This is a genomic window from Halomonas sp. KG2 (assembly GCA_030440445.1).
In the GTDB taxonomy this organism is placed as follows: Bacteria; Pseudomonadota; Gammaproteobacteria; order Pseudomonadales; family Halomonadaceae; genus Vreelandella.
In genome coordinates this window covers 2,252,643-2,264,655 of the sequence record CP098528.1, presented here as the reverse complement: position 1 = coordinate 2,264,655, position 12,013 = coordinate 2,252,643, and the positions used below count along the sequence as shown (strand labels likewise).

Here is a 12,013-nt window from a genome sequence, read left to right as displayed (position 1 = left end):
TGTGAGCCAGAAAAATAACGAGTTTAAGGTGATTAAAGAATGTAGAGAGTTTTGGAAATCTAGATCGTTTGACCTGGGTGTCACCAAATTAAATGAAGTATAAGTGCATGAGTTTATCTTTTTATTTATGAGGAGGTAAGACCGTGTTTTCTTTTTTGAGTGCACTAATAAATATAAATAGACTTAGCAGTGATTCTTTTTTAATGATGGGAGGTGTTTTTGACTTTATCCCTGTGCAGGCGTTTTTTGTACAGATTGTAGAAGAGAATAGATTTGTTTTTATAACAATTGATCCATATAGAAGCGATAATTTAAGTTGTGGATTTGAATGTGAAGATAAGTACTTTGACCAGTTGTTTTCAAAATCCCTTAGTCAAAAAATAGTAGCAAGCTGTAAGCAATGTATAGAGGAGTGTACATCGATACATTATAAGTCACCGGGTGGAAATATTTATGAGAAAAACCTGGAGGGGGGAAGTCAGCTAATTTTATTGCCAGTTTTTGATGCTCAGGGGGGCTTGTTACATTTGGTTGGATTTATCTACGAAAAAAATCTGAAGAATACAGTAAATGAGCTAAATAAATATATTGAAAATGAAGTGGAGAAGAAAGTCAAACAGCGGACTGCCAAGTTAATGGCTACCAATGAGGAGCTGTTTTATCTAGCCAACCATGATTTTCTCACTGGTACATATAATCGCCGTTATCTTTTAGAGCTGGCTAACGCTGAGTTTAAGCGCGTTTGCCGTTATGGACTATCTCTATGCCTTATGATGCTCGATCTTGATAATTTCAAAGCAATTAATGATAATCAGGGCCACCCAGTAGGGGACGAAGCACTTAAAAAAGTCGCAAAAACTCTCCTTGAAACAGTACGGGATTGTGACCATGTTGGTCGATATGGTGGCGACGAATTTATAATTGTATTGCCAGAGACAGATATTTCTGGTGCTATGTTAATAGCTGAACGATTGAGAGAGGCTTTAAGTAACGTTAAACTTACTATAAGTATTGGTATCGCAAAGCTAGAGCGCGATGATGTTTGTATCGAAGAACTGATTCATCGTGCTGATCATTTGCTTCTTAAAGCTAAGCGTAGTGGGCGTGATAGAATTGAGTCAACTGCGCTCAAATACTCAGCTTAATTTTGGTCTTTTTTATATACTTTGACATGTTAGTTGCTTATGCTTTTTCGGCTATGTCAGCTAATCCTTCAGGGTTTAATATAAAATACTCGTGACCATTAGCCGCAAGTAGCCCTTCGTTTTCGAAGCGACTAACAATGCGACTGACGGTTTCTGATGCCATACATAAATAATTTGCTATTTCCTGTCTTGACATGGGTAGCCTGAAAGAGTTAGATGAATATCCTTGTTTACTAAACTTATGAGACATAGTAATAAAGAAATATGCCAATCTGGAGTCTGATGATTGACTTAATGTACGCCACAAGCGAGTATGTTCAGTACGCATTGATTTGCTTAAAATTTTTAATAATTTGATATGGGTTTCCTTTGTTATTGGGAGATCTTCTATGTCATGAAATTTTATTAATGATAGACCACATGTTTCAATCGAAACGATAGAACCGCAATAATGGCTTTCGCAAAGTGCGTCTAACCCTATCAGATCTCCAGAGAAGAAAAAATGTGTAATTATTTCATTTTCTGATGATTTTTTTAATTGGCTTTGTTTTAACAGCCCACTATGAACAAAATATAGTCCTCTGAATTTTTCACCATCTGTGATTAATGTAGTTTTTTTACGCAGTGTAAATAAAGGTTGAGCGAACGCTAGAAGTGACTTTATCTCGCCAAATGAGGATGAAGCGGCAATGCCTTTATTTTGTAAATATTTATGAGGTGTGTCCATGTTAATAAACCTCTTTAGTATAGGTATATTATTCTATAGTGAATTTTTCAATATACTTTAAGGTCGGGGTTTATTTATGTGAGTTGTGATTTTCAGGAAAGCTGCCTTTAATTTTATACGGTTTTTTCAATATTTCAATATTCAGAATGTTTCCTTTAAGGCAATAGGTGGATTTGTTTTTCTACTACAAGTTCATTTGTTTTGTATAGATAATGTATAGGGTTGCTTGCTCACTAGGATCATGCCGTTGTTTGAGCTAGTGACATTTTTATTGGCGAAAAAATTCAAAAAAAAACAATGTGATCAAAATATCTAGTTGAATGTGCAGAAAATGGTTCAGTTTTGCTAGTGAGGCTTTTTTTGTGTTGCATCATTTCCTTGTTAGTTTATAGATATTAGTAGTGTTGCGGTGCAGCAGGCTGCGGTAAGCTGACCATAGAGTTAACAAGGGAGCTTATGGATGGAAAACCCTCAAACACCAGTAAAGCCTTCTCGAGAGTGGCATTGTGCCTCGATAGATCAAGCGCTGGCGTGGCAGGCCGCTACTGCCGATGGCCTATCCACCGCAGAGGCGCAAGCGCGCTTAGAACGCTACGGGCCGAATCGTCTTCAGCAGGCGCAGGGACGTCCTTGGTATCGGCGTTTATTGGATCAGCTCAATAACATTTTAATTCTTATACTGCTGGTTGCTGCCATTGCCAGTTTCCTGCTTGGGCATGTCATCGATGCGGCGGCCATTGTGGGGGTGGTGGCCGTGATTGCGCTGATTGGTTTTATCCAGGAAGGAAAAGCTGAGCAGGCGCTTGATAGCATCCGCAATATGCTTTCTCCCCAGGCCAGTGTCTTACGTGACGGGAAGCGTACTACCATTCCTGCCGAAGCGTTAGTGCCTGGGGACATCGTGCTGGTGGAGAGTGGAGACCGGATACCTGCGGACGTGCGACTGATTGAAGCGCGGCGTTTTCGCACCGACGAGGCGGCTTTAACTGGGGAATCGGTGCCTGTGGAGAAGCAGTCGCACCCAGTGGGCGCAAATGTGGATCTCGCGGAGCGAAGCAGTATGGCGTTTGCCAGTACGATTGTGGTGCAAGGCAATGCCCGTGGTTTGGTTGTTGAGACGGGGCGTTACACTGAAATCGGCAAAATTTCTGAACTTCTGCGTGGTGTGGAAAAAATTAAAACGCCGCTGCTTCAGCAGCTTGATCGTGCGGGCAGGGTGCTGGCAATTTTTATTTTAGGTGCCGCCGCTATTACCGCATTGTTAGGTACGCTTCTTCATGACCAGCCCGCTGCGGATATGTTTATGGCTGCTGTCGGTCTTGCAGTGGCCGCGATTCCCGAAGGTCTACCCGCGATTGTCACCATCGGGCTCGCGCTTGGCGTGCAAAGCATGGCGAAGCGTAACGCCATTATTCGCCGGCTTCCTGCAGTAGAAACGTTGGGCTCCATCTCGACTATTTTTTCCGATAAAACGGGCACATTGACGCGCAATGAAATGACGGCTCGAGCGCTATGGCTGGGTGACGAGCAGTTTCTTGTTGAGGGTATCGGTTTCTCGCCCAAAGGGGCTTTTTATCGACTGCGTGCCAGCGGTGAACAAGAAACAGAATGTGTTGATATGGACAGTGCCCAACCGTTAAGCGATTTTTTATGTGCTGGCGTCTTGTGTAACGACACTGAGCTACAACAGCAGGCGGGACAGTATCAGATTTATGGTGACCCGACAGAGGGCGCGTTAGTGGTCGCCGGTGAAAAAGCAGGTATAAAAACGTCAGAGGTGCGCCAGCAGTTTCCGCGGGTAGATGCGATCCCTTTCGAGTCAGACTTTAAGTATATGGCCACTCTGCATGCAGAAGCCGATGGCCAGCGTATCATCGTAAAGGGAGCGCCTGATCGTTTGATAGAAATGTGCGATAGCGTTGCTACTACAAAAGGCACTGTCGCTATTGATCGTAATGAGTGGGAAAACCGCATTCACGAGCTTTCTTCGCGAGGTTTACGCGTCCTGGCCATTGCGGATAAACCTGCTGCTACTATTGATGAACTTGACCATCACCATATTGAAGGCGGGTTGCGTTTACTGGGAATTATTGGCTTGCTGGACCCACCAAGAGAAGAGGCAATCGAGGCGGTTAAGCGTTGCCAGCAAGCGGGTATTCGCCCCGTTATGATTACCGGTGATCATGCTTCGACAGCGCTGGCTATTGCTAAGCAACTGGGTTTTGCGCAAACGCAAAAAGCGCTTACCGGGCGAGAAATTGAAGCGATGTCCGATCAAGCGTTAGAAAACATCATTCTAGAGATTGATGTCTTTGCTCGAGCATCTCCAGAGCATAAGCTGCGCTTAGTAAAAGCGATGCAGGCACGGGGCGGGGTTTGCTCCATGACCGGAGATGGCGTTAATGATGGGCCAGCCTTAAAGCGTGCTGATGTCGGCGTTGCTATGGGTATACAGGGGACTGAGGCGGCGAAAGATGCTTCTGAAATGGTATTGGCAGACGATAACTTCGCAACCATTGTCAGTGCAATTGAAGAAGGTCGCAAAGTTTACGATAACATTCGTAAAACGATTACTTTTATTCTGCCGACCAACGGTGCTCAGGGCTTGGCGATTATGCTTGCTGTGCTATCAGGCTCGGTGCTACCGGTAACGCCGTTACAGGCACTATGGGTAAATATGGTGGTAGCGATTACGCTAGGCTTGGCATTAGCGTTTGAGACCGGAGAAAAAGACTTAATGGCGCGCCAGCCAAGAGACCCTAAAGCACCGCTGCTTGATCTGTTTTTATTGTGGCGAGTGATTTTTGTGTCTGTGCTGCTGCTCGTTGGCGTCTTCGGCATGTTCTCCTGGATACTCAACCAAGGAGGCAGCGAAGCGTTAGCGCGGGCAGGGGCGGTTAATATGCTGGTCACTGGCAGTGCCGCTTATTTAATCAATAGCCGCTTTTTAATTAATAGCACGCTGTCGTTTGCCGGCATTTTTGGCAGCCGGCCGGTATGGATCGCTATTATGATGGTAATGCTGCTGCAAATGGCGTTTACCTATCTACCCGTTATGCAGCTTATCTTTGGTAGCGAAGGGTTAAGCATTACGCACTGGCTAGCCATCATTTTAAGTAGTGGGATGATTTATCTGTTAATTGAGGCTGAGAAGGTGGGCTGGCGCATGCTCAAGGCTAAATAGAAATTGAGCATGGGCTAATTGTAATGTCCTATTTATGAAAGATCAGCGCCACCTAGGGGGATAACAAGTCATAGGTGGCTAAGGTTATTTCCCTGTGCGCCATTTCTGTCTAGTGGTAAGGCTTGGTTTAAAACGCAGCATCCACAATAATTTTGACTGCAATGCCTGCCAGCAACAGCATGATGAGATTATCAAACCAACGGTGCGGCAGGCGTTTGCCGAGCTGTGCACCGATGGGCATGGCAGCGAGAATGACGAATAGCGCTATGAAGCTGTAAAGCGTGCGTTCCAGTGTGAGTATTTCCGCACTTAGCAGTGCGGGTATTTGCACGCAGGTGATAGCAACAAAAAACACTGAGATAGAGCCGATAAACACGCGTCGCTCCAACTGCATTGCGTTTAGAAACGTTACAGACGCGGGCGCTGACATACCCGCAGCGCCTTGCAGAACGCCAGCGAGCAAGCCAACAGGCAGTACGATGCGGTTGGCAGTCGCGAAAGGAAGAGCAAGCGTTCGCCTAGCTATTTTGATGACTAAATAGAGCACGATCGACGCGGCCACCCCAAGCGATAACAGAGTGGGTGATAACACGACTAAGCCCCATGTGCCCAGCACAATGCCTAACCCACCTGATAGAGAGAAGGCGGCGAGAAAACGCAGCGGTAACAAATGGTGCCGATATTGCCATACTTGTAAAATGTTGCTGAACAAATTGGGGGCTATTAATACGGCAATAGCCAGCTTCACGTCGTAAAGCATGGTGAGTACAGGTACTACGATGACTGGCACGCCAGAACCGATAGCACCTTTGATGATGCCTGCTGCAATCAGCGTTAAAAGAGCAATAATCACGGTGAGTTTCCTGATATATCAGGCGCAGCGCGGCTGGGGTGCGCCTGATTTAAACGGTTCTTGCTAAATTAGTTACTTTAGAACATAGCAGGGTGTATATGCTTGTCCATCAAGTTTCATGCGTCCTTGGGCGACAAATGAGGTTAATAGCTCGTCTAAGCGCTGCATGAGTTCAGGTTCAGCGGTTAACTCAAAAGGCCCATGGGCTTCAATTGCTCGAATCCCAGGCTCTTTAACGTTACCCGCCACAATGCCAGAAAAAGCACGACGCAAGTTGGCCGCTAGTTCATGGGTAGGCTGCTGACGATGAAGCGCTAGACCACGCATAGCTTCGTGGGTGGGCTCGAAGGGAGCCTGAAAATCACGTGCAATGGTAAGACGCCAGTTGTAGTAAAAAGCGTCCTGATGCTTGCGGCGGAAGTCTGCAATCTCGTCAATTTCTTCACGCATTTTGCGTGCGACGGCCACAGGATTGCCGGTAATAATTGTGTAGTAGCGGCGGATATCCTCGCCCAGCGTATAAACTAAGAATTCATCGATTTTCTGGAAGTACTCGGCGGAATCAGCGGGGCCAGTAAACACGAGCGGGTAGGGAATATCGTGATTGCTTGGATGAAGCAGAATTCCTAGCAGGTAAAGAATTTCTTCTGCAGTACCCACGCCTCCGGGGAAAACAATAATACCGTGCCCTAAGCGCACGAATGCTTCGAGCCGTTTTTCGATGTCTGGCATGACAACTAGCTCGTTAACGATAGGGTTGGGCGCTTCGGCTGCAATGATACCTGGCTCAGAAATACCTAAATAGCGGCCATCTTTACGGCGCTGTTTGGCATGGGCAACGTTAGCCCCTTTCATGGGGCCTTTCATGGCGCCAGGGCCGCAGCCGGTGCAGATGTCTAGATCCCGCAAGCCAAGGTGATAACCAACGTCCTTGGTGTATTCATACTCTTCTCTGGAAATTGAGTGGCCACCCCAGCACACCACCAAACTTGGGTCGCGCCCAGGCTTCAGCGTGCCCGCCTTGCGCAGGATATGAAACACGGCGTTAGTTGTGCCTTCACCCGTGGTTAAATCAAACCGCTTGTGGTGTTGGATTTCGTTGTAAACATAAACAATGTCGCGAAGAATGGATGATAAATGCTCACGTATACCACGAATCATTCGTCCGTCGACAAAGGCTTCGGCGGGCGCATTGGTGAGCTTCAGACGGATGCCTCGGTCTTGCTGTAAAACTTCAATATCAAAGTCTTTGTAGGCTTCCATAATGGCCAAACTATCATCCGTTGGGCTGCCGCAGTTAAGCACCGCGAGTGCACAGCGGCGTAGCAGATCATGCAAGCCACTTTTAGAGGTGCTTTTTAAACGGTTGACCTCATGCTGGGAAAGCACTTCGAGGCTGCCTTCCGGGGAAATAATGCTGGAAATGGTGGCGCGCGGCACTGGGAGTTGCGTCATTAGTCTGGCTGTCCCTAATCATATTGTTAACGAAACCACATACTATCATGGCCTTTACTAACTGAATTCAAGCAATAAGGGTAGTGACGGTCCTTGGCGTCCGTTTAAGAGTCGGATTGTGCTACTCTGTGCTCTCGTTAAGAGCACACGGTGGCTAGTCAAGATGGCGCTTTATTATGTTTAATGCCCAGTATTTTCGGACGTTTATAACGTTAGTGGAAACGGGGAGTTTCACACGAACTGCGCGCCGTTTGGAGATGACGCAGCCTGGCGTCAGCCAGCATATCCGCAAGTTAGAAAGCTATTTAGATAAACCGCTGATAGAGAGAAAGGGCAGAAGTTTTACGCTAACCGAGTCTGGACGAAGGGCTTATGATTATGCGTTGAAGCTATTTGCCGAGCATGAGCAGTTTCGCCATGGTTTAGATGACGACTCACTGGATAGCGGCGAATGCCGGATTGCATCCCCAGGAAGTGTTGGGTTGATGTTTTATCCTTTTATTCTTGGTCAGCAGCAGATGCACCCTAACTTAACGGTCAATTACAGTTTTGCTTTTAATCACGAAATCGTTAATGACCTGCTTGAAGGTCGCTACGATATTGGCATCGTGACTGAGCAGGTCAACCATACCGAACTGACCTGCACGGTATGGCACAAAGAGCCATTATGTTTAGTCGTGCCTGCTGATTTTGCCGGCAGCACGCTAACCGACCTGATGGGTATTGGTTTTCTTAATTACTACGACGGTATTAATCACGCCAATGCACTACTGCGCGCTAACTATCCCGACGAATTTCGTTCAATGACGCATTTTCGGCATCAGGGATTTACTAACGAAGTGAGCATGGTGCTGGATGCGGTCGCGCGAGGGCTAGGTTTTACCGTTGTCTCACGCTTGGTGTTAGAAACCTCCCCTTGGCAGCGCCAAGTAAAAGCGTTGGCGTTACCTCAAGGGATTAATGAAGTGCTTTATCTGCTGCGTCGGCGAGATTCGGTCTTGCCGAAACGTTATGAAAAGTTACTGGAGGGTTTTCATCACCAACGCCTGCAAGAAAAAACACCCCTGGTGCCCGAGTAACGAGCGCCAAGGGCGTTTAAGTGACAAGGAAGTCGTGTTGTGCTTAAAAGCGTATGCGTTGAGTATTAACGACGGTATTCGTCAATGCTAGGGCAAGTGCAGATAAGCTGCCGATCACCGAATACGTTATCAACGCGGTTAACCGCAGGCCAATACTTTGACGCAGCAACAGCCTCTGTTGGGAAGGCGCCCAGCTTACGGTCATAAGGGCGTTGCCACTCGCTATCCATCAAATCTGCTTGGGTATGAGGGGCATTCACCAACGGGTTATTATCCAGCGGCCATTCATCCTTCTCGACGCGCGCAATCTCTTCTCGAATCGCGATCATGGCATCACAGAAGCGATCAATTTCGTAGAGTGACTCAGACTCAGTGGGCTCGATCATTAGTGTGCCTGGCACAGGGAACGACATGGTCGGCGCATGGAAGCCGTAGTCCATCAGACGCTTGGCAATATCTTCTTCACTGATACCAGAAGCACTCTTGAGCGGGCGAATATCGATGATGCACTCGTGGGCGACATTGCCGTTCTGGCCACGGTAGAGAATCGGATAAGCACTCTCTAATCGCTTGGCAATATAATTGGCATTAAGAATAGCCAGCTCGGTTGCTTCGCGAAGCCCACGTGCGCCCATCATCTTAATGTAAGCCCAAGAGATTGGCAGAATTGACGCGCTGCCAAATGCTGCAGCGGAAACCGCACTGTTTTCTGGGTTAACACCATTAATAGGCGTAACCACGTGATTGGAAACGAAGGGGGCAAGGTGAGCTTTAACACCAATCGGGCCCATGCCCGGGCCACCGCCACCGTGGGGTATACAAAATGTTTTGTGCAGATTGAGGTGCGAGACATCACCACCGAAGTCACCGGGCCGCGTCAAACCCACCTGAGCATTCATGTTGGCACCATCCACATACACCTGGCCGCCATGCTGATGTACTACCTCGCAAACCTTGCGAACATGGGACTCGAAGACACCGTGAGTCGAGGGGTACGTGATCATTACGGCAGATAGGCGATCACTGTGTTGCTCGGCTTTGCGCGTCAGGTCATCCAAGTCAATGTTGCCGTTGGCATCACACTCAACCACGACAACGTCCATGCTTAGCATGGCGGCAGACGCTGGGTTAGTGCCGTGGGCAGAGCTGGGGATTAAGCACACATCACGATGAGCTTCTCCTTGTGCTGCCTGATAGCGACGAATGGCTAGCAGCCCAGCATATTCACCCTGGGCGCCTGAGTTGGGTTGCATGGAGATATGGTCATAACCCGTTACTTCCACTAAGAAGGCGGCTAGCTCATCAATCATTTGATGATAGCCGGCCACTTGATCGCGAGGAGCGAATGGGTGGAGGTGCGCAAATGCTGGCCAGGAGATCGGAATCATTTCACTGGTAGCGTTTAGCTTCATCGTGCACGAACCCAGCGGGATCATGGCATGAGCCAAGGAAAGGTCTTTGTTTTCGAGACGTTTCAAGTAACGCAGCATCTCGGTTTCGCTGCGATAACGGGTAAACGTGGGGTGTTCCAAAAAGCTGCTTTCACGCCGATACATTGCAGGAATGCCGCTGAGCTCATCACTAATGACCTGTCCATCAAGCGCTGCGACGGACAAGCCATGCTCATCGCCTAACAGCACATCAAACAGCGTCGCGACGTCGTGAGCCGTTGTCGTTTCATCCAGGCTAATGCCCACATCGCCATTGGCGAAGTAATGAAGGTTGATATCATGCGTCATGGCGCGGCCATGAATTTTACCCGCATCTATTTGAGTCAGGCGGAGTGTATCAAACCAGCTGTCGTTCGCTAACGTGACCCCACCTTGCTTTAGGCCTTCTGCTAGCAAGGTGGTGAGGCGATGCACGCGGCCTGCGATTTTGCGAAGACCTTCTGCACCATGGTAGGTGGCGTAGAAGCCAGCAATATTTGCTAGTAGTGCCTGAGCAGTACAAATATTGGAGGTCGCTTTCTCGCGGCGGATATGCTGCTCGCGGGTTTGCATGGCCATGCGCAATGCAGTGTTACCGCGGCTATCTTTGGATACACCAATAATGCGGCCAGGAATCGAGCGCTTTAGCTTGTCGGATGTGGCGAAGAAAGCCGCATGCGGGCCACCAAAGCCCATGGGGACACCAAAACGCTGGGAGTTACCGACGACGATATCAGCGCCCATTGCTCCTGGCTCTTTCAGCAATACTAGGCTCAATAGATCCGTGGCAACGCACGTCATGATGCCGCGTTCTTTGGCAGCACTTAGTAGCGGAGAAATGTCCGTGATGTTGCCGCTGGCGGAAGGGTATTGCACCAGGGCACCAAACACATCGTGTTCTGCCAGCGTTTCAGCGGGGCCACTAATTAGCTCAAATCCAAAAAACTCCGCGCGAGTTTTAATAACGTCTAACGTTTGCGGAAATAGATCATCGGCAACAAAGAAGGTTGTTGACTTACTTTTCTTGTTACTGCGCTTGCATAGCGCCATCGCTTCCGCTGCGGCGGTCGCTTCGTCCAGCAATGAAGCATTCGCAAGCTCCATGCCGGTTAAATCCATAATGACCTGCTGAAAGTTAAGCAGGCCCTCTAGTCGGCCTTGAGAGATCTCAGGCTGATAAGGCGTATAAGCGGTGTACCAGCCCGGATTTTCCAGCACATTGCGCTGAATGACCGCCGGCATGTGGGTGCCGTAGTAACCTTGGCCGATGTAGCTTTTAGCCACACGATTTTGGCGCGCCAGCTGGCTTAGGTAGTCTAGCGCTTCTGCTTCGCTGCGTGGGTCGTCCAGGGCTAACTCACGGCCAAGGCGGATATCGCTTGGCACGGTTTGCTCAATAAGATCTTCCATGCGCTGCAAATTGAGCGCTTTTAACATGGTGTCGACATCAGCGGGACTAGGCCCATTGTGGCGTTTGATAAAAGCATCATGGTCGGCCAATTCGGCCAAACGGCGTGTTTCAAATGGCATGGGAGGGTTCCGAACGTAATGAGAAAACCGCGCAGGGTGAAACTAGAAAGCCTGCTTTACGCAGGCTTTCCGACTAATTAATCGTCTGAACTAAGTGTTGCCTGGTAAGCATCTGCGTCTAACAACCCCTCAAGGGCTGTATCTGTCAGGCGCACCTTCATGATCCAACCACCTTCATAAGGCGCTTCATTGACCGTTTCCGGTGAATCTTCAAGTGCCTCATTTACTTCGATAACTTCACCGTTAACCGGCGAGTAAAGGTCAGAAGCAGCCTTAACAGATTCGATAACGCCGAACTCTTGGCCTTTATTGAGTGCCTGACCGACTTCTGGCAGTTCAACGAAAACAACGTCACCCAGCGCTTCTTGGGCATGATCAGTAATGCCGATCGTGACGGTACCGTCTTGGTGGTCAAGTACCCATTCGTGGCTTTCGGCATAACGAAGATTGGCAGGAAGATTGCTCATGATGATTCCCTTTATGAAACAGTTGTCTGGACAGGAGCATACTAACGCCTGTCGTTCACCTTGGCGACTATTGGCCAGTTCTAAGCCAGGCGATCTGTGCCCTATGTTAACGTGTTTCCGATCGGAAACAAATTTCTTCAACG

General features: G+C 48.2%; 8 protein-coding genes. 3 read left to right on the top strand and 5 right to left on the bottom strand.

Translation table 11 applies throughout. The features are described from left to right. The first annotated feature begins 143 nt into the window (after window positions 1-143). Window positions 144-1,145, top strand: a complete 1,002-nt coding sequence (locus NDQ72_10545) for a GGDEF domain-containing protein (protein WKD26517.1) — start codon at window positions 144-146, stop codon at window positions 1,143-1,145. 37 nt (window positions 1,146-1,182) lie between these two features. Here NDQ72_10545 and NDQ72_10540 read toward each other — a convergent pair whose 3' ends face one another. Beyond that, window positions 1,183-1,872: a Crp/Fnr family transcriptional regulator gene (locus tag NDQ72_10540; GenBank protein ID WKD26516.1), complete on the bottom strand. Its 690-nt coding sequence runs from the start codon at window positions 1,870-1,872 to the stop codon at window positions 1,183-1,185. A gap of 460 nt (window positions 1,873-2,332) precedes the next feature. Here NDQ72_10540 and NDQ72_10535 point away from each other — a divergent pair, with 460 nt between their 5' ends. Beyond that, window positions 2,333-5,056: an HAD-IC family P-type ATPase gene (locus NDQ72_10535; GenBank protein ID WKD26515.1), complete on the top strand. Its 2,724-nt coding sequence runs from the start codon at window positions 2,333-2,335 to the stop codon at window positions 5,054-5,056. A 127-nt stretch (window positions 5,057-5,183) separates the two neighbouring features. Here the strand turns inward: NDQ72_10535 and NDQ72_10530 are convergent, their stop codons facing one another. Beyond that, complete coding sequence (locus NDQ72_10530) at window positions 5,184-5,909, bottom strand: sulfite exporter TauE/SafE family protein (protein ID WKD26514.1); 726 nt, start codon at window positions 5,907-5,909, stop codon at window positions 5,184-5,186. A gap of 72 nt (window positions 5,910-5,981) precedes the next feature. Continuing rightward, window positions 5,982-7,334: a nucleotide 5'-monophosphate nucleosidase PpnN gene (gene ppnN, locus NDQ72_10525; protein WKD30380.1), complete on the bottom strand. Its 1,353-nt coding sequence runs from the start codon at window positions 7,332-7,334 to the stop codon at window positions 5,982-5,984. 206 nt (window positions 7,335-7,540) lie between these two features. On the opposite strand from ppnN, the gene NDQ72_10520 reads away from it, so the two are divergent. Then, window positions 7,541-8,443: a LysR family transcriptional regulator gene (locus NDQ72_10520; GenBank protein ID WKD26513.1), complete on the top strand. Its 903-nt coding sequence runs from the start codon at window positions 7,541-7,543 to the stop codon at window positions 8,441-8,443. A gap of 65 nt (window positions 8,444-8,508) precedes the next feature. Here NDQ72_10520 and gcvP read toward each other — a convergent pair whose 3' ends face one another. After that, the gene (gene gcvP / locus NDQ72_10515) at window positions 8,509-11,403 is read right to left on the bottom strand and encodes an aminomethyl-transferring glycine dehydrogenase (GenBank protein ID WKD26512.1); all 2,895 of its coding nucleotides are present in this window, start codon (window positions 11,401-11,403) and stop codon (window positions 8,509-8,511) included. Window positions 11,404-11,480: 77 nt separating this feature from the next. Further along, window positions 11,481-11,870 carry a glycine cleavage system protein GcvH gene (gene gcvH, locus NDQ72_10510; GenBank protein WKD26511.1) on the bottom strand — a complete coding sequence of 130 codons (390 nt, stop codon included), beginning with the start codon at window positions 11,868-11,870 and terminating at the stop codon, window positions 11,481-11,483. Window positions 11,871-12,013 lie beyond the last annotated feature (143 nt).

Coding starts and splice junctions, on each gene's coding strand:
- NDQ72_10540 (WKD26516.1), bottom strand. CDS start 1,872: ATGGACACACCTCATAAATATTTACAAAATAAAGGCATTGCCGCTTCA.
- NDQ72_10535 (WKD26515.1), top strand. CDS start 2,333: ATGGAAAACCCTCAAACACCAGTAAAGCCTTCTCGAGAGTGGCATTGT.
- NDQ72_10520 (WKD26513.1), top strand. CDS start 7,541: ATGTTTAATGCCCAGTATTTTCGGACGTTTATAACGTTAGTGGAAACG.
- gcvP (WKD26512.1), bottom strand. CDS start 11,403: ATGCCATTTGAAACACGCCGTTTGGCCGAATTGGCCGACCATGATGCT.
- gcvH (WKD26511.1), bottom strand. CDS start 11,870: ATGAGCAATCTTCCTGCCAATCTTCGTTATGCCGAAAGCCACGAATGG.